The organism is Metabacillus sp. YM-086, assembly GCF_048059995.1.
In the GTDB taxonomy this organism is placed as follows: Bacteria; Bacillota; Bacilli; order Bacillales; family Bacillaceae; genus Metabacillus; species Metabacillus litoralis_B.
Window position 1 is genome coordinate 64,351 of record NZ_JBLUOI010000013.1, and the last position, 23,124, is coordinate 87,474.

A 23,124-nucleotide genomic window follows, 5' to 3' on the forward strand; every position below is an offset into this window, starting at 1 on the left:
TTTTCTATTTTCATTGTAAGTTCCGATTTTCCTGCTAACAATGGTAAAATTATTTGAAGAGATAGTACTTATTTGCTTAGGTTTTCTGTTTAAACTTGTTGAAATTAACAATGAATAATACTGTTCACACAGTACATATCAGTCTTTTTTTGCTAAAAGCATCTAAAAAGGGTAAGAAAAGGGGATTTTTTTGCTATGAATAAAAAAACCGGTGCAATTGCTTTTCGTTTTAATGACCCTAACGTGAATCAGGTAGCACAAATATGGTCGGTTGGCTGGGAAGAACAAGAGTCCACGATTTACAATTGGAGTGGCATTGAGCGGAAGGACCAGGAAAAATATATATTTCAATATACATTGTCAGGACAAGGAGAAATCAATATAGATGGTAAGGTTCATCAGCTAAAGGCTGGTCATGCCTTTATTGTCAGCAGTCCAGGGCATTATCATTACTATTTGCCCGAGCATTCAAAGAAATGGGAGTTTTTATATGTAACTTTATATGGAAATGAAGCAAAGAAATGCTGGGAGCATGTTAAAAGGAAGGGTAACCAAGTGGTTCGTTTTCATCCTGAAGCTGCTCCGGTTAAGCTTGTTAAACAAATGTATGATGATGCTCGTGAACGAAAAATCACCAATGCCTATCAGGGATCAAGCATTTCCTATCAATTTATTATGGAGTTATACTTGGCTTTATCAAATGTGGATAAATTAATGGAGGATTGGTCAGAAGGTGTGGTTAGTGCCGCTTTATTTGCAAGAAATTACTATCAGGATGAAATTGGTGCTGAGGAAATGGCAGAAGCCTCAAAGTTATCAAAATATCATTTTACAAGATTGTTTAAGCAAGAAACTGGGGTGACCCCGATTCAGTATTTAACGAATATCCGCTTGCAAAAGGCAATTGAGCTATTGCAGCATACAAAGTATTCTGTTGAAGAAATTGCTCAATTGGTAGGCTATAAGAATGCGAATTATTTGAATAAGATTACGCGTAAGTTAATGGGGAAATCTCCTGGGCAGATTAGGCAGGGGGAATAGTTTTATCACACTTTGTGTTTTTTGAGGCAGCGACAAAATAGGTCGTTCCATTGCGCTGCAGACACAAGATTCCCCGGGGAAGAATAATGAAAAATCCCAACTGCCGGATTTTTCAAAGAGCAATTCTTCCTTGGAGGGCGCTGAGCCTACTCGGCTTACAGCCTGCGGGGTCTCAGCTGTCCCACTCCTCCCGCAGGAGTCAAGTGTCTTCCGCTTCATTCCACTTTTGTTTTAATAATTTATATAATGCAACATTCTTTGTGAAAACAACTTATAAGTAATTAATGCCTCTTATTTCTAATTTTATTTTTTGATTCATTCATCCAAATCAATTTGTATGGTTCCTTTTTGGTGCATGATTGTCATTTTTGTGCCTGGGGCCATGATGTTTTCTAGGATGTCTTTGGCTGCTTGTAAGGCAAATTCGATTCGTTCTAGCTTTTCTGTTTCTTCCTCACGTTGGTTGAGTGGAATGTCTGACATTTTCTGTGTATAGTTCAATGATACTTGATGAAATTCAGCTAGTTTTTCATAAACTTCATCATATAGTTCCTCGATTTCTTTTTTCATGTCCAGCCTCTCCCTTTTTCTTGCTCCTTCTTCTATCATACAAAACTGAAGCTTAAGTAAACAGAGATTTACGATTGATTTTTTAATAATCGCTTATGAATCCAAATGGCAGCCTGACAGCCGTCTGCCATTGCAATTGTGACTTGCTCAGAATGGGCGACAACATCTCCTGCTGCCCATACGTTTGTGACATTTGTTTCCTTTGTTCGCGGATCTACTAAAACATGTTTATTTTCCAGCCTTTCCACCCCAAGCTGCGCGGCTAGGTCTGAATGAACTGAATTTCCACCGAAGCCTATAAACCCTTTATCTCCCGCTACTGTTTGTCCATTTTTCAGCCTTACCCCTTTAAATTCGGATTCATTTTCAGTAATAATTTCTTCAATCTGTTCGTCTATCACACGAATGTTTTTTTGCTTAAGCTGGTCGAGCAAGGCTGCTTCAAGTTGTTCCTCGTCATGATTGATAAATGTTATTTTGTCTGTCCAATACGTTAGTGTTAGAGCTAAATTCCCTCCTGTTTTTCCTGAACCTAATAGCAAGACATGCTGATCTCGCACTTCATATCCATCACAATCTGGACAAACATAGATTGAGATTCCTAAGCATGGCTCGATGTTTTTAATACTGGGAATTCGATCCTTAATTCCTGTGGATAATAATAATGTTTTTGCTTCATACACTGCTCCATCTTCTGTGTGAAGGAGGATGTTTTCCCCGTTTTTCTCAGACTTATGAACAAAGCCTTTTTTAAATTCTACTCCATAGCTTTCTGCCTGCTTTCTGCCAAGGTTCCTTAGCGTTTCCCCACTAACTCCTTTAGGCCAGCCTAGTATATTATGATAAGCACGGCACAAGTTAGACCGGCCATCTTGATTATCTAAAACAAGCACATTGTGCATATATCGTCCAAGTTGAAGAGCTGCTTGTAGCCCTGCAATTCCACCTCCAACAATTATGCATTCATATGAGTTTGCTTTCATATCCACACGTCCTTTTTCATTTCGTACACATTAGCGTTTGTTAAAAGGAAAAAGTTCATTCACATTTTATCCACACAGAAAAAGGAACTGAACTTTGGTCCAGTTCCCACAGGTTTTTCCTCAAATTGTGGATAAAAAGAATTAAACGACACGTATTTACAATATCGACACAAATATTCGTCAAAAATTTAGATATTAACAAGTTATTAAACTGTTAACAACAACTTATCCACAAAAGTTATACACATATCCACATTTACTATCCACATTTTGTGTGGGTACATGCGTTCGCCACAATATATATAGGACTTTTTTCCATTGTTTAAAAGTTATTCACAGGGCATTTTTAGGTCTTTTTGCTGACTTATGATGTTCTAAAATCTCCTCCATTTACATGCAGTACTTGCCCTGTCACATACCTTGAATCATCAGAAGCAAGATAAACGTAAGTTGGAGCTAGCTCAAACGGTTGACCTGCTCGCTTCATTTCTGTGTCAGTTCCGAATGTTGCAACCTTTTCAGCCGAAAAGCTCGAAGGAATTAGCGGAGTCCAAATTGGTCCTGGCGCTACACCATTTACCCGTATTCCCTTATCCACAAGTGATAATGAAAGAGATCGTGTAAATGTTGTAATGGCACCCTTAGTTGCTGAGTAATCGATTAGTGTTTTATGTCCTTGATAAGCTGTGATTGACGTAGTATTAATGATTGAGCTTCCATTGTTTAAGTATGGTAAGCTTGCTTTCACCATATAGAAGAAAGCAAATATGTTCGTTCGGAACGTTGCTTCTAGCTGCTCGGCAGAAATATTTAAAATGCTATCCTGAACAATTTGGATACCATGGTTATTCACTACAATGTCTAGTCTTCCAAATGTCTGGATCGTTTGCCTAACAACTTCATATGCTGTTCGTTCCTGACCTAAATCTCCTGCATAAAGCAGGCATCTCCCACCAAGTTGTTCAATTCTTTGTTTTGTTATTTGGGCATCATGATGTTCATTTAAATAAGGAATCACAACAGCTGCCCCTTCTTTTACAAACGCATAGGCAACCGCTCTTCCTATACCACTATCTCCACCTGTAATAATGGCCACCTTGTTTTTTAACTTTCCGCTTCCTTTATATCCCTCCCATTCAGAGATCGGATTTGGATTCATTTCATATTCAAATCCAGGATGACGGTCTTGATGCTGTGGTGGAAAAGCAATTGGCTGCTCCTTCACCTTTTGCTTTTTTGAATAATATGGATAAACAGGATACGGTTTCATGAGTTTAGCCCTCCCTGTAGTGATCTTCGCTACGATAAAGCCTATTCTTCTACAGCTTGGATAGATGACAAAAAAAAAGGACTTAGGAGTAATCCCAAGTCCTGATATTATTTTTTTCTCATCTTACTCACAACATAAGAGAATAATACGAGCACCAGTGAACATATAAACATAGCAACGGCCACCATCGCCAGCCAGATGCCATACCATGGATTTGTGATTGCCCCAATTGCAAAGCTTCCAATAAAAAAGAGTAGAGAAAGACCAAGACTAATAAATGAAGGTTGAAAAACCTTACCTGATCTTCTATGGGACAATAAAATCAACCCACCAAAGAAAAGAACATAATAAATGGCCATTGCAACTCCATTTGCTAACAAGAAATACACTGTTTTCATCGCTAAATGGCTGTTGGTTGATGAAGGGAGATTTACATTCACTTCTTGTTCGTCTCCACCTTCAAATGAGACAGTCATAAGTCGATAGTTCTCTGGATCACCAGGCCAATTTGTATACTCCAGAAATGCCAACTTGTTTTCATGATGTAAAAAGACAGGTGATTGTATATTGTTGTCTAAATAGGTTAATCGTTTTGTTTCAGCTGTTTGTAGATTTTGAAGATATAGTTCATATTTAAATAAACTGCTATTTAATGATGCTTTCGTTACCGCCGTGTATGCTAGAAATTTCTTATCCTTAGATAAAACAGAAGAATAGATATCTTTTTTAACAGAAACAACAGGTGATTCTGTTTTACCTTTTAGAGAAAAAACAGTAGGCTCTTCGTATGCTTGAAATAAGCTATAATACAGTTCTTCTCCATCCTCAGATATCGAAAGGTCATTCATTGTGAAGTGATCCTGATCTGTTAATTGTTCTAGATTTGTTCCATCACGATTGATTTTGTAAAGATCATACCCTTCCTTTGTTTCTCCTTCCATCTTATTAATTTCAGATGAAAGCTTTGCAATAAAATACAAGATGTCACCATTAGGAGAAAAAACAGCATCTGTTACATGTAAAGAATCGTCCGTTACCCTTTTTTGATGACTTCCATCCTTGTTCATCACCAATAAGCTTTGTGCACCATCTATTTCCTCAGAAAGAAATAATAGCTGTTCTCCATCTTGGGAAAACTTCGGGCTCCGAAATCTGCCATTTTCTTTGCTACTAACCTTGGTAAGCTCCGATCCATCAAGATTTGCTGTATAAATTGCTTCATCTCCATCTACATAATATGAAAAAGCAATGGTCTCGTCATCTGGTGATACGTCAATATCTTTGCCTAACCCGGTATAAAACTGATAAGGATCTTCTTCGTTTAAAAATTGAAACAAGATAGAGCCAACTAAAAGAAGCAAACTTATGATAGTGAAAACGATCAGAATCCGTTTTTGTCTCATTTTCATCAGCTCCTTCTTCTTTTTACGTTCTAAACTTCTACTACTATCATATGCGAAATTTCACGTTTACTACATAGACTTATCCAAAAAATCAAACGAATTTTCTTTTTTACGTAATCTCTTCTTTTCAGCAGAAAGTGTTTGAGTATTTTTTCTTTTAAAATACACAGATCTTCCTGAGGTTACCCTAGAAAAACCCTCTACCATAAGCATTACTGCCAAAATTGTGACAGCAAAACAAACAATTGGCGTTAAAGGAATCCATGGGGCCCACTGAAGAAAGATCTTTGATCCTCCGATCAAGCCGGACCACTCATTTGTTACTGATTTTGGAGGATCTCCCCCTTCACTAGGAAAGATTGTTCCACCAAAATAGAGGAAAAATAGCCCTAAATGCGCCATAACAATGAGTGTTTGAACAAATTGCTGCCCAAATAAAATAAAAAATCTTTCTCTTAATGCTGGAAAGATATGCTTTTTGATAATGTGTAATTTTGAGCCTCCAAGTGTCTTCGCACTACTTACATATTCCTCTTTGAATAGCTCTCTCGTTTCATTTCCTATTAAAACGGATAAAACAGGAACTGTTAAGATTGTCAGAACAACGATTTCAATTGCAATCCGTTCTGTTAGGCTATAAACTGGCTCTTGTCCTGCTGTTAAAAACAGAAACGGCTGCAGCAAATATAAAGCAACAACCGATAACGGAACAAAATGAAATACATCAACTAAACTAGTAAGATATTTTTGTCCCTTCGGAAAATAAGTACCTAATACCAATCCTAATGGTACTGAAACCATCATTCGTAAAAAAGCAATAGTTAGAGCTCCTAATATCGTAAATTTTGCTCCTATTAGGACTTTGCTTAACATATCATAACCAAGCTTATCTGTTCCTAACCAAGCTTCCTTGCGAGGAGCAATCGGCGCAGAGTCAATTAACTCCTTATTTTCATCATAAATATGATAGATTTGCCGAACCTCATGATTAACCACAGCCGAGTAGATAAAACTCGTACATACTAATAGCAAGAGAAACAAAAATCCTGTTAAAAATAATGGGTTTTTAAGAAGCTTCCTAATAAGTCTCCCTCCAATTCAGGCGATTACATGGATTTATCCAACAGTTCAAGCTGCTCTTTTTTTATAGGTTGTTGTTTTTGTCTAACAAATGGTCTTGTTTTCTTCCTTTTAAAATAAACTGGTCGACCAGTAGTTACTCTAGAGAACCCTTCAACCATAAATGTGACAGCTAAGATCGTTAAAGCAAAGCACATAATCGGTGTTAGCGGAATCCACGGTGCCCATTGAATAAATTGTTTCGATCCTCCGATTAAACCAGACCATTCATTTGTAAATGACTGAGGAGGGTCACTTGCTAGCTGGTCGTTCGATAGAATGGTCCCACCAAAGTAAAGATTAAAGATTCCTAAATGAGCCATGACGATTAATGTTTGAACTAGCTGCTGTCCAAACAGGATAAAAAATCGATCCTTCAGGCTTGGGATAATATGCTTTATCAAAATATGAAGCTTTGATCCTCCTAAAGTTTTGGAGCTTATTACATATTCTGATTTAAATAACTCCCTTGTCTCATTTCCTACTAAAACAGCTAAAATCGGGACAGTTAGAATGGTGAGGACTACTACTTCAATTGTCATTCGTTCCATAAATGAATAAACAAAGCCTTCAGGCTGCTGTCTAAGAACAGGAGTTAATAAATAGAGAGCTATAATCGTGAGTGGAATAAAGTGAAAAGCATCTACTACACTATTTATATATTTTTGCCCTTTTGAAAGATAGGCTCCAAGTATCAATCCAAGTGGAATGGATAACACCATTCGTAAAAAGGCAATTAGAAGAGCAGCTAGAATAGTAAACTTTGCCCCAATTAACACCTTACTTAACATGTCATAACCAAGCTTATCCGTTCCGAGCCATGATTCTTTACGTGGTGCAATAGGAGCAGAGTCAACTAATTCCTTATTTTCATCATAAATATGATAGATTTGATACACCTCGTTATCAACGGCCGCTGTATAAACAAAGCTAGTTAGTAACAGTCCTGCGACAAAAAGAAAACCAATTAAAAAGAGAGGATCTTTAAAAAGCTTCATGATAATGCTTCTCCTCCCTTTACTGTTTTTTCAATGATGAGTTTCACAAGATGATAGAAAACAAAAATTGGGACAAATAAAAAGAGAAGAATAAATGTAAATACTTCTGGTATCATATATGTTGTTAAATAATAGGTAATCCCAAACACATTAAATAAAAGTTCAACAACAACTAATGTTGAAAGCATAAACCATATTGTTTGCTTCAAATGGAAGAAAAGAGAAACAATCGTATTACGTAGGATGTGCTTCCACAAAATGATTGTATGGCGAATTCCCTTTGCTCTAGTTAAAAGAACATAGTCCTTTAATAATTCCTCTTCATAAAGATGGATAGTAATTCGATATAACTGAATGGTTGGAAGAATTGCCAAACAAATAATCGGGAGTAAATAAGCTTGGCTGTCTCCAACTGTGACAGCCTTCATTAGTAAGATATCCGTTTTTTTATAGAATGTAACAATCAACAGCTGCAGCACTAGGATGACTAATATATCTGGTAATGACTCAAAAAAGAGAATAGCCAGCTTTATTTTTTCTCGAAGCCATTTCGGAAACTGCATCGTTAAAAATGTTAGTAGAATAGCAATAAGATAGGCTAAAAAGAGCGCACATATAATAAGCGTTAACGAATAAAAGGCACCTTCAAATATGTATTTGTAAACCTGATACTCCACCCCTTTTATCTCAAAGGTTATCTCGTTAAAATGAATAAGGCTGTTGATAATACTAGAAAGTGTATCTATAAACATCCCGATATGACTTCCCCCTGTACCCTGCGCTATAAACAAGGAAGGCAGTGCTCCAAAAATAATAATCCCCACACATGCAGCAATAAACTGCAAACTAATTGCTCCTAGCTTTTTCACCCTTCCACCCCTTTTAGCTTATTTTCCCATAATTATACTATAAATGGTAATTATTAGACGTTATATAAGGAAAATATGTTACATAGAATTAGGACTTGGTTTCGGTTCTGTTAGGTATCGCAGTTATTAATCATGCAAATTGAAATCACCTTTTAAAATGGCGCTTTTCTACCTTTTTTTGGGGTTTGAGTATGAATTTTTACCACCTCATATTGTAAAAGCATTCACATTTCTTGTTTGCGTATGGTTTCTTTCCTTTTTTCTTATAAAAGATTCGTGACTGTATAAAATTTACATTTTTTGCTTGCTTTTATATCACTATTCCCTTTTTATGGGGCTTGCGTATGGTTTTGTTCCAACTCACCACGTAAAAGCATTCACATTTCTTTTTTATGTATGCTTTCTTTCCTTTTTTCCTTATAAATGATTCGTAACTGTATAAAATTTACATTTTTTGATCACTTTTATGTCACTGTTCCCTTTTTATGGGGTTTGCGTATGGTTTTGTTCCAACTCACCACGTAAAAGCATTCGCATTTCTTGTTTACGTATGCTTTCTTTCCTTTTTTTCTTATAAATGATTCGTGACTGTATAAAATTTACATTTTTTACTTACTTTTATATCACTATTCCCTTTTTATGGGGCTTGCGTATGGTTTTGTTCCAACTCACCACGTAAAAGCATTCGCATTTCTTGTTTACGTATGCTTTCTCTCCTTTTTTTCTTATAAATGATTCGCGACTGTATAAAATTTACATTTTTGATCACTTTTATATCACTATTCCCTTTTTATGGGGTTTGCGTATGGTTTTGTTCCAACTCACCACGTAAAAGCATTCGCATTTCTTTTTTATGTATGCTTTCTTTCCTTTTTTCCTTATAAATGATTCGCGACTGTATAAAATTTACATTTTTCACTCACTTTTATGTCACTATTCCCTTTTTATGGGGTTTGCGTATGTTTTTGTACCAACTCACCACGTAAAAGCATTCGCATTTCTTGTTTGCGTATCCACTTTCCTCAATTTCTCTAATACAAAAATAAATAATTAACCAAAAAAAGTCCTGCTTATAAAGCTGGACTTTTTTAATCAACGGTTACCTTTTATTAAATCCCTTACCTTCTACAAACTCTTTCATATACATTCTTGAAGGTCTAGCTAATAAGCCTGCCATTTGACCTGTCCATGTATCCTTTCTTTTTCCATTTGTTCGCTGCTCATAATAGTGTGAGATGTCCTCATCATATTTTTGAAGCTGATCCATGTAGTTTTCTTTGTTTTGCTCATACTCATCTTCATGGTAAATATGTTGAAGTGGTAACCTCTGCTTTTGATCTGGCATTTGAGCAGGATAACCTACAGCAACACCGAAAAGAGGTAAAACTAGTGGTGGAGTTTTTAAAAGCTTACAAACTTCATCTAAATTATTTCTAAGTCCACCTATATAAACCGCACCAAGTCCCATAGATTCCGCTGCTAACACAGCATTTTGCGCAGCAAGAGTTGCGTCAATAACTGCCACCATGAATTTCTCTGTGCTTTCTAACACTTGACTTGTATCCTGATCATGCTTTTCGGATAGTAACTGATGTCTGTATAAATCTGCACAAAACACGAAGAAATGTCCGTTTTCTGCAACATAATCTTGCCCACCTGCTAGTTCAGCTAACTTTTTCTTTTTGTCAGGATCCTTTATCCCAATAATTGAATAGGCCTGTACATAACTAGATGTTGAAGCTGCTTGAGCACTTTCGACAATTGTTTTAATTTGCTCATCTGATAATAGCTTATCTTCAAATTTACGAATGGATCGATGGTTTTGGATTGTTTTAATAACTTCGTTCATGTTTTTCCCTCCTATAACCTTCTTATCTGAAAGGATACCTTGTTTCGTTTCTTTATGCATTTAGGATGCTCAGTAAAAAAGAGATTAGCCCCCAAAGACTAATCTCCTACACCTTCTATGCTAATTCCTTTTGCTTTGTTTCCTCACCTAGTACAAGTACAGCGAGTGCACCGACAACTATTGCAACGGCAAAGATCAGGAAAATTGAGTTAATCGAATATTCCGCAGCAACTAAATAGCCGACTGTTAATGGTCCTAAAATACCACCAATTCTTCCAAATGAAGCAGCTAAGCCAGCACCTGTTCCACGAACCTCTGTTGGGTAGTGCTCTGGTGTATAAGCATAAAGCCCACCCCATGCACCCAGGTTAAAGAAAGAAAGAAAAATACCTGAAGTTAGCAGCAATGGAAGTGTATCTGCATTTCCGAAGAAATAGGCACTAAGAGCCGTTCCAATTAAGAATGTAACAAGGACAAACTTTCTTCCTGCTTTCTCGATCAGATACGCCGCTAAGAAATAACCCGGCAGCTGAGCTAGTGTCATAATTAGTACGTATTGAAAGCTCTTAATTAAGCTGAAACCCTTCATCACCATTACACTTGGTAACCATAGGAACATTCCATAATATGAAAAAACAACACAAAACCATAGAATCCATAGCATGGTTGTTTGCTTTGTATATGGTCTTGCCCATACTTTTGCAATCTTTGTAAAAGACGATTCCTTTTGCTTTGAGACTGTAATAGCTTGAAACCTTGGAGAATCCGGAAGTTTCAACCTTAAATATAAGGCATAAAATGCTGGCAATGCACTTAATAATAGCGCAGCCTGCCAACCGTAAGAAGGAATAACAAAATATGAAATAAGTGCAGCTATTAACCAACCACCTGCCCAGAAGCTTTCCAACAGAACAACAACCCTGCCTCGCTCATGTGCCGGTACACTTTCTGATACTAAAGTTGAAGCTACAGGAAGTTCTCCTCCTAAACCAGCTCCAATAAAAAATCTTAAAATAAGAAATAATGTTAGTGACGTCACAAATGCAGATATTCCACTTCCGATTGAGAATAGAAGAAGTGTAATAATAAACACTTGCTTTCTTCCAACCTTGTCTGCCATTAAACCAAAAACTAATGCTCCTACAGCCATACCGATTGAATTCACACTGCCAATCCAACCCATTTGCTCCGATGTTAAATCCCAATCCTTTTGTAAAGCTGCAATAATGAATGAAAGAATTCCAACATCCATTGCATCAAACATCCAGCCTAACCCTGCAATACCAAGTAATTTTCTCCTTGAGATATTCTGTGTTGTATCCATGTAAACCACCTTTCATTTTTAACCATAAGTGGTATCAGCATAAAAATGTACCAACTTTTCCCTCTACTCTCCACTAACACTTATACTCTAAATAAAAACAGCTCGTCAATCTATATTGCTTAACATCCCAAAAATAATTTATTCTCATACATTTTTATCTTTGTCAAACAGTAAAAGATATGTTATATTAAATGTAACAAAATATTCACAAATTGGTTTAAGTTTTGACACAATATAGACCAGTTTTAGACAAAATTAAAATGGTACCGATATATGAAAGCGATGCCACTAAAAGGAGCGTATAAACATGGATGTATTTTTCGCTTATTTATTAATTGGAACTGCTACACCAATATTTTTATGGCTTGAAAATAGAAAAATTGCTCTTTTACAAATCCCACTAATTGTTTTAATGTGGACTACGTTAATTCTATATATGTATTCTGATTTTGGAGCAGGACATCTAATATTTGGATCAATTTTTGTCATTAATATTCTTGCTGCTCACTTAACAGTTCTTTATGTTCTTTATACTTCTAAATTGCCTGAGTTTTTACAAAGCAGAACAGACGAAGGCTATACACACTAATACGCAAAAAAGGTATGACTCATATTCGAGTCATACCTTTTTTGTTTTAATGCATATCCCAAACCATTGCTAACAAAGTACCAAAGATTGTTACTAATGCAATAATTACTCCATAGTATACATTTGTATAGATCGCTGCTTTGTCCTCAGTTTCACCTGCGTGCATAAATACCACTAACTGAAGTCCGGCCTGTATAAATGCTGTTACTAACAGGACTGTCATTCCTACCGTAAATGACATATCGAAGAAGTAAACACCCAGTGCTACTAAAGTAAGGACTAGTGAAAAGACAAAACCCATCACTTGTTTCATCGGGAATAATTCACTCATTGTTTACATCATTCCTTTCAAATAGATGAAGCTGAAGATAAAGATCCAAACAACATCTAGGAAGTGCCAGTATAAACTGAAAATAAATGACTTGTTAGCTGTTTCTGGAGTTAACCCACGCTTTTTCACTTGCATGATGATAAATAATCCCCAGAATAAACCTACAGTTACGTGGGCTCCGTGAGTACCTAGAGTCGTTAATAAAATCGACGTAAAGGCACTTGCCCCAATGCCCGCTCCTTCATGTGCATAGTGGATAAATTCATAGATCTCGATACCTAAGAATCCTAATCCAAGAAGCAGTGTAATAGCAAAGAAATTTATCATTGCTTTTTGTCTACCAAGACGCATCGCATGAATACCTAAACCAATTGTGAAACTACTTGTTAAAAGTAAGAATGTTTCAAGGATAACAGGTGTAATAACGAAGATTTCGGCTCCATCAGGACCTGATCCTGTACGATTATATAGTGTGAAATAGGTAGCGAAAAGTGTTGCGAAAAGCATAATTTCCGCACCTAGGAAAATCCAAAATCCAAAGATCTTTAAACGATTTTCTTCTGTAGCATATTCAAGTGGTAGCGAGTTATCAATTTTCATCATTAAGCACCTCGCAATTCTGATTCAGTTTCTTCAATTTCTTTAACAGGAATATAACGACCATGATCTTTCTCGAAAGAACGTAGTGTCATAAAGATAAAGATTCCGATTGTAGTGATAATCGCTGGAATCCATAGGCTAAAGATTAGTGAGAAGCCCCATACAAAGAACACACAGCTCATTAGGAATGGCATTCCACTGTTATTAGGCATATGAATTTTTTCAATTTCACCTTTAAATAGCTTGTGATCATGTTTTTTCGCATCCCAGAATGGTTCGCTAGATTTAACTTCTGGAACAATTGCGAAGTTGTATTCTGGAACTGGAGTGTGTGTAGCCCACTCTAGTGTACGTGCATCCCATGGATCTGCACTAATATCTCTTGATGCATAACGAATGCTGTAGTAAATGTTATAAACGATTAACACAAATCCAATTGCCATAATCCCAGCACCAACAAATGAAACCATGTTAAGTGGTCCAAATCCAGTAGATTCTGAATACGTGAAGCTACGACGTACTTGACCATCTAAACCTGTAATATACATTGGGATAAACGCTAGAACAAATCCGATTGAAAGCAACCAAGCTGTCCATTTCCCAAGTCTTTCGTTCAACATAAAACCAAACATTTTTGGCCAATAGTAAGTTAATCCAGCAAGCATAGCAAAAACTACACCTGGAATAATAACATTGTGGAAGTGAGCAACTAAGAACATTGTATTATGATACTGATAGTCAGCTGCAGACATCGCAAGCATAACCCCAGTTACTCCACCTAATGTGAATAGTGGAATGAAAAGCATTGAATAAAGCATTGGCGTTGTCATACGAATTTTACCTTTTCTTAGCGTAAGCAACCAGTTAAAGATTTTAACACCAGTTGGCACAGCAATAATCATCGTTGTAATAGAGAAAATGCTGTTTGTAAAGGCACCTTGGCCCATTGTGAAGAAGTGATGCGCCCATACTAAGAAAGATAAAAGTGAAATTAATACCATAGACCAAACCATTGATTTATAACCATATAGGTTACGTCCTGAGAATGTTGAGATAATCTCACTATAAAGACCGAATGCCGGTAAAATCAAGATATAAACTTCAGGATGTCCCCAAACCCAGAACAGGTTGGCCCAAAGCATATCCATACCACCGTTATCAAGAGTAAAGAAATGTGTTCCAAATAGACGATCCATTGTTCCCATTGCAAGTGCTACAGTTAACACAGGGAATGCGAAAACAATGATTAAGTTCGCAATAAGAGCTGACCATGTGAACATTGGCATTTTCATTAATGTCATACCAGGTGCTCTCATTTTCATAATCGTCGTGATAAAGTTAATACCCGTCATCAGGGTTCCTATCCCGGCAATCTGTATCGCGATCATATAATAGTTCGTACCTACAGATTTACTAAACTCTTCACTTGCTAGAGGGAAATATGAAGTCCACCCTGCGTCAGGTGACCCACCAACAACGAATGAAATATTAAATAACATAGCTCCCATAAAGAATAACCAGAAGCTTAAAGCATTAAGACGTGGGAACGCAACATCACGTGCTCCAATTTGCAGTGGAACAACCAAGTTCATGAAGAACATGATAAATGGCATCGCCATGAATAGAATCATAACAACCCCGTGTGTTGTAAAAATCTCGTTATAATGCTGTGAATCGAGTAACGTATTATCAGGAACCGCTAGCTGTGCACGAAGCATAATTCCGTCGACACCACCACGGAATAACATAACTAACGCGGAAATTAAATACATAATACCGATACGTTTATGGTCAACTGTTGTTATCCATTCACGCCATAAATAACCCCATTTTTTAAAGTACGTTAATCCAGCAATGATAGCGATCGTGGTTAAACCAATGGCTACCATCGAAGCATAGATTGCAAAGCTTGGATGAGGTACGGCAAAACGATCAAAGAAATCCATACGTTTGTGACTCCTTTCGGAAGTAAATTTATTTTAAAGATCCGATATCTTTTAAAAGTTAATGATTACTGTGTTCTGAATGGTCTTCGTGTGAGTCAGTTTCAGTTGTTTCTGCTTCATGTCCTTCATGTTCAGACTCTGAACCTTCTTCACTGTGATGACCGTGATTTGGTGGAGCAAACTCTAAATGAGTACCCGTATAAGTTAATTGACCAAGATGACCCGGCTCTAATAACTCTTCAAATTCTGTTTCAGTAAGTGGTTCAGCCGTTTCTTTTACTTCATCCACCCACTCATCAAATTCAGTTTGAGACATAGCTGTTACGTTAAACGTATTATCAGCAAATCCTTCACCACTAAAGTTTGAGTTTCTTCCTAAAAATTCACCAGCGTGATCTGCTGCAAGATGAAGTGTTGTAATGTGATCATTCATCGCATACTTTTGTCCACCAAGCTGTGGAATCCAGAAACTTGTAATTGGTCCATGTGAATAAAGCTTAAATTCAAGTGGACGATCTGTTGGTACATATAAGTAATTCACCGTTTCAATATTTTCTTCTGGATAACTAAAGTGCCATTTCCAGTTAGAAGATGACGCATAAACAACTAAAGGCTCTTTATCTTCATATCCTTCAGGCTGTGCTTCAACAATATAGTTACTTTGCACTGACACAAAAGAAAGGTAAGCAACAATAATAATTGGTACACCTACACAAATCGCTTCAACCCATACATTTCCATGAATGTGTGGTGGCTCATAATCATCAGGCATGTTAGAAGCACGATATTTCACTAACATATAAGCTAATAGTCCAAGAACAACAAGAACGATAAATAACATAATTCCCATAGATAATAAGATGTCACTTGCTAGTCTTTCTGCCTGTGGTCCTTTAGGATCCAAAACCAGTAACGGCTCACATCCTGATAACAATGCGGCAATGGAAACCATAACTGTGAACAACGTCCATTTTAATTTCATATAAGTACTCCTTTCTTTCCTTCACATAAGCTTCATTCTATACCTACATCATCAGAGTTAGATACCCCGACAACACTTTGTGAAAACATGCACAAGATCAGTGTGAAAGATCACACAAGATCGTTAATCACATCATATCAGACGTTCGCAAATAAGTTTATTGGTAAAATCATGTGTCATATATCGTTCAACTATTAGTCACTTTTTCGTAATATATTGATCATAAATTGTTCACTTTTATGGAAAAAATTCCACTTACATGGGAGGGTGTGCTTGTAGTGGTGGAGGATGGGAATTTATTTGTATTTAATATCCAGGTTATAGATTCTGTCTCTGGTTGATCCAGTAGATGACACATCAAGGGACTTTAGTAACCTTGTGGCTAAAGCACTGGAATTAATGCATAGAAAGTCTCTCATATGTTGATTGGTTATTTCTGAACCATATAAAAGTTTATAATCCTTAATGGCTTTAAGGTGTGCATTCTTATCTTTATGTTGGCATTTTGGACACAACCAAGTTCCATATAATCTCTCCATTGACAGGAATGAGCAAGATGGACAAATTACACCGTTAAGAATATCACCTTTTCTTATATTAAATTTCTTGAGTATAGGCTGATCGAGTTCTTGATGACCTTTTTTCAACTGTCTTATTATCTTTTTTATTTCTTTTTCACTTATTATTTCTTTTTTATATTTATTATGGATTTTCTGCAGTTTTGTTGGGAGATAATTGGCGTTTACGACCATGTTGCTCAACATTTTGTTATCGCGTGGAGAAGTACGAATGAGGGTGTTAGAGTTACTAATTACCACTAGGGAGTGAATTGGAATATTTGAAAACATATTTTTCTTCAACCACCTCTTCAATTGCTTCTCATGTTGAAGGGATTGAACAATAGGGTCTTGAAATGCCGTTTCCTTTCCGCCCAACTCCCTTATTAGCTGATGAGTTAGAATCAAAATAAATTGTGCCTGCGATATTTTTAATTTCTAATTTAATCAAGTAGTATCTGTTCAATAATAATGAATCCATTTGGAAATAGCGGCCTGACTCTTTTAAACGAATATCATTTAAAATGTAAAAGTTATCTTCAGGCAGAAATGATAATTGATAATCTACTGCTTTTTCACCTTTGTATCCAGCTAGTCTCTTGGAAAGATCATTCTTTATTTCAGGGACTTTGATTTGGCCTGGTCTTATTCTTTCTAATAATGCCTGTAATTTAAGAATAATAAGAGGTATTTCTCTCTTTTTTACTATCATAGCTCCAACTCCTTATAAAAATATGCTTATACCTTCGCTACATAGTGAAATAATCCTCTAATTTACTATTATTTTTATTTAAAATTGTGAAATCTATCATCCTGCATACCTAATTTTTCAACTTCGAGTAAAAATCTATCAACTTTAGCAGAAAATCTATCAACTTTATAGGATAATCTATCAACTTTGGCAAAAAATCTATCATTCGACATAAGTCAGCAATTTCCGCCCCCCAACAGGACTCTTCCTAAATAGAAAAAGGCCGCATACAGCGGCCCATCTACCTGGTATTTCTATTACAAATTCCGACAAACTTCGGGGAGTGACAGGCACCCAGCACCAGGCACCACCACTACCCCACTCTCTCTTCAGCAACTTTTTTTATATACCGATTCCTAGTAATCAAGAACTCCCTCATATACTGCTCCAAAAACAGTCGGTCCGCGATTTTTCCTATGAATCCAAATGGAGAGGTGTAGTCGAATGTGTCGAGCATGAGTGTGCCGTTTGGTTTTTCGATGAATTCATGGACGTGGTAGAAGCGTTTGAAGGCTCCTTTTTCCATTTCGTCGACGAATCGGTTTGGGAAATCAAATTCCGTAATCCGAACAGTTAGGTTTTGCTTGATTCCAAAGTGGACGGCTTCCCATGTGACCGTTTCGTTTAACTCGATTAGGCCACTTGTTACTCCACCAATCGCACGTTCATTTGTTTGACTTGTGGATTGGGTATGAATATCAATATCTCGCGCAACATTAAAGCAAATGTCACGAGGGGCATAAATAAACATATCTGTCTTTATGATTGGCACGTTATATCTTCCCTATCTTAAAATCTTAATAACTTTTCACCTGCAGCAGGTCAAAACGGTTTCCATAGAGATCTTCAAAGACAACCTCAGTTCCCCAGGGCATTTCTTGGGGCTCACCTAAAAAGCGAACTCCTTTTTCTTTCATTATATGATATTCACGCAAACAGTCATTTGTTTCAATAACCAGAAATACATGTTCAGCAGCTTGTGAACCTACGCGTGCCTTTTTCTCATCATTATCGGCTTCTACAAATACAATTGGCGTTCCGCTTTCACGAGAAGGAGCAACTGTTACCCAGCGCATGCCTTCCCCAAATGAGTTGTCAGTAAGCAAAACAAACCCGAGCTTATTTACATAATAATCAATTGCTTCATCATAATCTGAAACAAGGATTGTGATATGTCCAATTTTACGGCTCATTCTGGCTACTCCTTTAAATTAAGCTTTGCTAATGCATCTGCCAATGCATTATTTGAAAAGTTATCATCTTGCTTTTTCATATAGCTTGCCACTTCGCGTTTTGATACCTTGCTGTTTTGGTTCTTTTTCCGTCTTTCTTGGAATGTGGACATTTTTTCGCGATGGCCGCATTTGCAAGTGAACATTTGTCCTTCTCCCTGTCCGCGCAGTTCAAGCTTTTTGTGACAGTTTGGACAGCGTGCGTTCGTTACTTTTGATATGCCTTTTCTGTGGCCACATTCGCGGTCCTGACAAACAAGCATTTTGCCTTTTTTGCCGTTTACTTCTAACATGAGCTTGCCACAGTCCGGACATTTGCTGCCTGTTAAGTTATCATGCTTAAAGGTTTGTTTACTGTTTTTAATTTCAGCTACAACCTCTTTTGCGTATTTCTTCATCTCATCTAAGAAGGCCTGTTTTGGTAAGCTTCCTTTCGAGATTTTAGTCAGCTTTTGTTCCCATTCAGCTGTTAACACAGGTGATTTTAGATCTTCAGGAACAAGGTTCAACAATTGCTTTCCTTTTGACGTAATGAAAAGATCTTTGCCTTTTTTCTCTATTAAAAAGCTGCTATATAGCTTTTCAATAATATCCGCTCTCGTTGCAACTGTACCTAGTCCACCTGTTTCACCGATTGTTTGAATAAGATCCTTACTTTCTCCTGCCATATACTTCGTAGGATTTTCCATAGCCGAAAGAAGTGTTGCTTCATTAAATCGAGCAGGTGGTTTTGTTTCGCCAGTAGTTTTTGATACTGACTGAACCTTTAGTGTCGCCCCTTCAGATAGAGCCGGTAATGTTTGGTCATCTTCACTGTCTTCATCGACAAAATCTGTATAAACTTCCTTCCAGCCTGCAGACACAACACGTTTACCTTTTGCAGTAAAAAGCTCTTCACCTATTTTGGCTGTTACAACTGTTTGTTCATATTGATAAGCAGGAAGTAAAACGGCTAAAAATCGTTGAATAACTAAATCATAGATTTTGCGTTCTTTATCGGATAAAGCACTTAGTGGTACTGATTCTTCTGTTGGGATAATCGCATGGTGGTCTGATACCTTTTGATCATCAACAAAAGATTTATTCGCATTGATTGGTTTATTTAAAATTTTTGCGATGATAGAAGCATATGGCTTCACTCTGCAAGCTTCTAGTCGATCCTTTAAAGTTGGAACGATATCACTAGTTATATAGCGAGAATCTGTTCGTGGATACGTTAGCACTTTATGTTGCTCATAAAGCTTTTGCATAATTGAAAGAGTCTCTTTTGCTGAGTAGCCAAAGCGTTTATTTGCATCACGTTGAAGCTCAGTTAAGTCGTAAAGAGCTGGTGAATATGATTTTTTCGGTGTTGTTTTGACGTTTACTACCTTCGCGTCTTTTCCTTTTAATTGAGCGAGCTTTCCATCAATTGCTGCTTCATTAAACGTTTTTGTATCTTTTGTTTTTTCGTCCTGCCAAGCAAATCTTAGGCTATTTTCTGCAACAGCTTTGATTCCGTAATATTTTTTAGGCTTGAAGCTACGAATTTCTTCCTCGCGCCCGGCAATGATCGCTAATGTTGGTGTTTGAACACGCCCAGAAGATAGCTGAGCATTGTATTTTGTTGTTAAAGCACGTGTTGCGTTTAAGCCAACAATCCAATCAGCCTCTGCTCTAGCAACTGCAGAAGCATATAAGTTTTCATACTCTTTCCCATTCTTTAGCTTACGGAAGCCTTCTTTTATTGCTTTATCAGTCACAGATGAAATCCAAAGTCTTTTAATCGGCTTATTTACGCGCGCTTTTTCTAAAATCCAGCGAGCAACGAGCTCACCCTCACGTCCTGCATCTGTTGCGATGACAATGTCACGAACATCTTTACGTAATAATTGTGTTTTTACCGCTTGAAATTGTTTGCCTGTTTTTTTAATCACAACTAGCTTTAATGGAGCTGGAAGCATTGGTAAATCTTCCAAGCGCCATGATTTATATTGATCACCATAGCTTTCTGGATCAGCTAATGTAACAAGATGGCCTAATGCCCATGTTACGATATACTGATCTCCCTCAAGAAAACCATTACCTTTTTTATGACAATTTAACACTCTAGCTAAATCTCTTCCAACAGAAGGCTTTTCAGCTAGAACGACTGTTTTACTCATAGAAACATCCTTTCACTACTTACATTCTGCTTCTATTATAGATGAATTCGGGACAAAGGGACAGGTTCCTCGTCCCACTCAAGTGGGACGAGGAACCTGTCCCCATTTACCAGTAGCATATTAGACCAAACAGTAGTAGAATGATGCAAGATACTGTTTTAAGCTTGGAGGTTAAAGAAGATGAGTCTATTAGCTATTGATAATCTCAGTCACAGTTTTGGTGACCGTACATTATTTAAGGACGTATCACTACGCTTATTAGCTGGTGAGCGCGTTGGTCTTGTTGGAGCAAATGGCGTAGGGAAATCTACGATGATGAATATAATTACAGGGCAGCTTATTCATGACGATGGGCGTGTGGAATGGACACCAGGAGTTCGTTATGGCTACCTTGATCAGCATACTGTGTTAACAAAAGGAAAAACGATTCGCGATATTTTGAACGATGCGTTTTTACCTTTATTTGAACAGGAAAAAGAATTAAATGCTGTTACAGAAAAAATGGCAACAGCTACACCTGAAGAGCTTGAGGAATTGCTAGATACAATGGCTAAAATTCAGGATCGTCTTGATGCAGGTGGTTTTTACACATTGGATATGAAAGTAGAAGAAACAGGACGTGGTTTAGGCCTTGATGCGATTGGTCTTGATCGTGATGTTTCAGCTTTAAGTGGTGGACAGCGTACGAAAGTATTGCTAGCAAAGCTATTACTTGAGCAGCCTGATGTTCTTTTACTAGATGAGCCAACTAACTATCTTGATGTGGAGCATATTAAGTGGTTAAGTAGCTATCTAAGAGATTATCCACATGCCTTTCTCTTAATCTCGCATGATACTGAGTTTATGAATGGTGTATCAAATGTCATTTTCCATTTAGAGTTTTCAAAGCTAACTCGTTATACAGCAACATATGAAAAATTCCTAGAGCTTGCTGAGATTAATAAAAATCAGCATTTACAAGCGTATGAAAAGCAAAAGGAATTTATTAAAAAGCAAGAAGACTTTATTGCAAAGAATAAAGCACGTTACTCAACAACAGGACGAGCAAAAAGCCGTCAAAAGCAGCTTGATCGAATCGAACGTATTGACCGTCCTGAAACTGCAGTTAAACCAACGTTTGAATTTAAAGAATCAAGAGGAAGCAGCCGTTTTGTTTTCGAAGCGAAGGATCTTGAAATTGGCTATAATGAGCCGCTATTACCTAAATTATCAATGACCATCGAACGTGGCGAAAAAATTGCGATTGTTGGTTGTAACGGTATTGGTAAATCGACATTATTAAAAACGATTTTAGGTAAAATTGAGCCACTGGGTGGTTCGGTTAACCGCGGTGACTTCTTATTTCCTTCGTATTTTGAGCAGGAAGTGAAAGCAGATAACATCACACCGATTGATGATGTGTGGAACGCCTTCCCACATCTTGATCAACACCAGGTTAGAGCTTTACTTGCTCGCGCCGGCTTGAAAAATGAACATATTTCACGTCCATTAACCCAGCTTAGTGGTGGAGAGCAAGCAAAGGTTCGTTTATGTAAATTACAGATGAACGAAAGCAACTGGTTACTTTTTGACGAGCCTACAAACCATCTTGATGTTGTTGCGAAGGAAGAGTTAAAGCGTGCGATTAAAGCATATAAAGGGACTGTTGTTCTTGTTTGTCACGAACCTGATTTTTATGAAGATTGGGTAACCAAGACTTGGGACATTGAAGAGTGGGCAGAGCAGAGCTAAGGAAAGTGATTGGGTATTTCTTAACGTGTTCGGTTTTAGAAGTACAAAATTAGAAATCACCGTACTATTCGAACAGTCATTTACACCTTATACTAATAGAATACTTGATTAGAAAAAATGCTTGGAACATTAATTGTGTCTCCAAGCATTTTTTACATTGTTTTGCACTCATAGGATAGAAAGATAAACGGGAAAACTCCGTTTAAATTAGAAAATACTAACATTCCCCATAATATTAGGGGAATTTTTCCGCTTATATGAACTTATTCTTTAGATTTAGTTATATATAGACAAGTTAACCGGAATATATCCGCTTATATCGGCTTTTTAAGCACATATTATATACCTTAACCGGAATTTCTCCGCCTATAAATTCCTATATCTCCACTGTACTCAAAACCAAACTACTTAGATATTTATAATGGAAAAAATTAATGTGTTTATTTAATTGGACAAGGGGGAATATAACTTCCAAGACGGGGGATACCAAATTAAAGGAGGAGAGAATAATGGGTTTTATTTGGGCTTTAATTGTAGGCGGAATTATTGGCTGGTTAGCAGGCTTAATTGCAGGACGTGATATGCCAGGAGGTGTAATTGGCAACATTATTGCAGGATTTATTGGAGCTTGGTTAGGCTCTCTTCTATTTGGTCAATGGGGCCCAGAAATGGGTGGATTCTATATTATCCCAGCTTTAATTGGTTCGATTATCCTTGTGTTTGTTGTAAGCTTTGTAATGAGAAAAATGCGAAGCGGACGAACAGCTTCATAATAAATGGCAGTAAGTAAGTTTAAAAGCCCTATTTCAAAAGAAATAGGGCTTTTAAATAAATA

General features: G+C 37.0%; 22 protein-coding genes. 4 read left to right on the forward strand and 18 right to left on the reverse strand.

What is annotated here, in order from left to right:
* Window positions 1–195: 195 nt before the first annotated feature.
* Window positions 196–1,041 carry an AraC family transcriptional regulator gene (locus ACEWK1_RS08255; RefSeq protein WP_212135344.1) on the forward strand — a complete coding sequence of 282 codons (846 nt, stop codon included), beginning with the start codon at window positions 196–198 and terminating at the stop codon, window positions 1,039–1,041.
* A 315-nt stretch (window positions 1,042–1,356) separates the two neighbouring features.
* On the opposite strand, the gene ACEWK1_RS08260 is transcribed toward ACEWK1_RS08255, so the two are convergent.
* The 9 genes from ACEWK1_RS08260 to ACEWK1_RS08300 form a co-directional block, all read right to left on the reverse strand.
* Window positions 1,357–1,611, reverse strand: coding sequence for a hypothetical protein (locus tag ACEWK1_RS08260; protein WP_416635938.1), 255 nt, complete (start codon window positions 1,609–1,611; stop codon window positions 1,357–1,359).
* Between the two features lie 68 nt (window positions 1,612–1,679).
* Complete coding sequence (locus ACEWK1_RS08265; RefSeq protein WP_416635939.1) at window positions 1,680–2,594, reverse strand: NAD(P)/FAD-dependent oxidoreductase; 915 nt, start codon at window positions 2,592–2,594, stop codon at window positions 1,680–1,682.
* A 364-nt stretch (window positions 2,595–2,958) separates the two neighbouring features.
* A complete protein-coding gene (locus ACEWK1_RS08270; RefSeq protein ID WP_416635940.1) occupies window positions 2,959–3,864 on the reverse strand; it encodes an SDR family oxidoreductase in 906 nt (301 codons plus the stop codon).
* A 107-nt stretch (window positions 3,865–3,971) separates the two neighbouring features.
* Window positions 3,972–5,267, reverse strand: coding sequence for a DUF5050 domain-containing protein (locus tag ACEWK1_RS08275; RefSeq protein ID WP_416635941.1), 1,296 nt, complete (start codon window positions 5,265–5,267; stop codon window positions 3,972–3,974).
* Window positions 5,268–5,336: 69 nt separating this feature from the next.
* Window positions 5,337–6,299 carry an ABC transporter permease gene (locus ACEWK1_RS08280; RefSeq protein WP_416635942.1) on the reverse strand — a complete coding sequence of 321 codons (963 nt, stop codon included), beginning with the start codon at window positions 6,297–6,299 and terminating at the stop codon, window positions 5,337–5,339.
* 74 nt (window positions 6,300–6,373) lie between these two features.
* On the reverse strand, window positions 6,374–7,384 hold the full coding sequence (locus ACEWK1_RS08285; protein ID WP_416635943.1) for an ABC transporter permease: 1,011 nt from the start codon (window positions 7,382–7,384) through the stop codon (window positions 6,374–6,376).
* Window positions 7,381–8,253, reverse strand: a complete 873-nt coding sequence (locus ACEWK1_RS08290) for an ABC transporter permease subunit (protein ID WP_416635944.1) — start codon at window positions 8,251–8,253, stop codon at window positions 7,381–7,383. The genes ACEWK1_RS08285 and ACEWK1_RS08290 overlap by 4 nt, the downstream gene beginning before the upstream one ends.
* Before the next feature lie 1,099 nt (window positions 8,254–9,352).
* Entirely contained in the window at window positions 9,353–10,102 is a 750-nt protein-coding gene (gene nfsA, locus ACEWK1_RS08295; protein ID WP_416635945.1) for an oxygen-insensitive NADPH nitroreductase, read from the reverse strand.
* A 115-nt stretch (window positions 10,103–10,217) separates the two neighbouring features.
* Entirely contained in the window at window positions 10,218–11,426 is a 1,209-nt protein-coding gene (locus ACEWK1_RS08300) for an MFS transporter (protein WP_121663966.1), read from the reverse strand.
* A gap of 307 nt (window positions 11,427–11,733) precedes the next feature.
* On the opposite strand from ACEWK1_RS08300, the gene ACEWK1_RS08305 reads away from it, so the two are divergent.
* Window positions 11,734–12,015 (forward strand): spore morphogenesis/germination protein YwcE, encoded by a 282-nt coding sequence (locus tag ACEWK1_RS08305; protein ID WP_121663967.1) that lies wholly within the window; start codon window positions 11,734–11,736, stop codon window positions 12,013–12,015.
* Window positions 12,016–12,061: 46 nt separating this feature from the next.
* Here ACEWK1_RS08305 and qoxD read toward each other — a convergent pair whose 3' ends face one another.
* The 9 genes from qoxD to topB all read right to left on the reverse strand — a co-directional run bounded on the left by qoxD (window position 12,062) and on the right by topB (window position 20,558).
* The gene (qoxD, locus tag ACEWK1_RS08310; protein ID WP_098795173.1) at window positions 12,062–12,346 is read right to left on the reverse strand and encodes a cytochrome aa3 quinol oxidase subunit IV; all 285 of its coding nucleotides are present in this window, start codon (window positions 12,344–12,346) and stop codon (window positions 12,062–12,064) included.
* A 3-nt stretch (window positions 12,347–12,349) separates the two neighbouring features.
* A complete protein-coding gene (gene qoxC / locus ACEWK1_RS08315; protein ID WP_121663969.1) occupies window positions 12,350–12,946 on the reverse strand; it encodes a cytochrome aa3 quinol oxidase subunit III in 597 nt (198 codons plus the stop codon).
* A 2-nt stretch (window positions 12,947–12,948) separates the two neighbouring features.
* Window positions 12,949–14,892 (reverse strand): cytochrome aa3 quinol oxidase subunit I, encoded by a 1,944-nt coding sequence (qoxB, locus tag ACEWK1_RS08320; protein ID WP_212135335.1) that lies wholly within the window; start codon window positions 14,890–14,892, stop codon window positions 12,949–12,951.
* A gap of 58 nt (window positions 14,893–14,950) precedes the next feature.
* Window positions 14,951–15,874, reverse strand: a complete 924-nt coding sequence (gene qoxA, locus ACEWK1_RS08325; RefSeq protein WP_212135333.1) for a cytochrome aa3 quinol oxidase subunit II — start codon at window positions 15,872–15,874, stop codon at window positions 14,951–14,953.
* Window positions 15,875–16,170: 296 nt separating this feature from the next.
* A complete protein-coding gene (locus tag ACEWK1_RS08330) occupies window positions 16,171–16,722 on the reverse strand; it encodes a hypothetical protein (protein ID WP_416635946.1) in 552 nt (183 codons plus the stop codon).
* 31 nt (window positions 16,723–16,753) lie between these two features.
* Window positions 16,754–17,143, reverse strand: a complete 390-nt coding sequence (locus ACEWK1_RS08335) for a nuclease-related domain-containing protein (protein WP_416635947.1) — start codon at window positions 17,141–17,143, stop codon at window positions 16,754–16,756.
* A 352-nt stretch (window positions 17,144–17,495) separates the two neighbouring features.
* Window positions 17,496–17,954 (reverse strand): SRPBCC family protein, encoded by a 459-nt coding sequence (locus tag ACEWK1_RS08340; RefSeq protein WP_416635949.1) that lies wholly within the window; start codon window positions 17,952–17,954, stop codon window positions 17,496–17,498.
* A 25-nt stretch (window positions 17,955–17,979) separates the two neighbouring features.
* Window positions 17,980–18,375 carry a VOC family protein gene (locus ACEWK1_RS08345; protein ID WP_416635951.1) on the reverse strand — a complete coding sequence of 132 codons (396 nt, stop codon included), beginning with the start codon at window positions 18,373–18,375 and terminating at the stop codon, window positions 17,980–17,982.
* A 5-nt stretch (window positions 18,376–18,380) separates the two neighbouring features.
* Window positions 18,381–20,558, reverse strand: coding sequence for a DNA topoisomerase III (gene topB / locus ACEWK1_RS08350; RefSeq protein WP_416635953.1), 2,178 nt, complete (start codon window positions 20,556–20,558; stop codon window positions 18,381–18,383).
* 180 nt (window positions 20,559–20,738) lie between these two features.
* Between topB and ACEWK1_RS08355 the strand changes: the two genes are divergently transcribed.
* Both ACEWK1_RS08355 and ACEWK1_RS08360 read left to right on the forward strand, forming a co-directional pair.
* The gene (locus ACEWK1_RS08355; protein WP_416635954.1) at window positions 20,739–22,289 is read left to right on the forward strand and encodes an ABC-F family ATP-binding cassette domain-containing protein; all 1,551 of its coding nucleotides are present in this window, start codon (window positions 20,739–20,741) and stop codon (window positions 22,287–22,289) included.
* 509 nt (window positions 22,290–22,798) lie between these two features.
* Window positions 22,799–23,062 carry a GlsB/YeaQ/YmgE family stress response membrane protein gene (locus tag ACEWK1_RS08360; protein ID WP_121663976.1) on the forward strand — a complete coding sequence of 88 codons (264 nt, stop codon included), beginning with the start codon at window positions 22,799–22,801 and terminating at the stop codon, window positions 23,060–23,062.
* The last annotated feature ends 62 nt before the right edge of the window (window positions 23,063–23,124 follow it).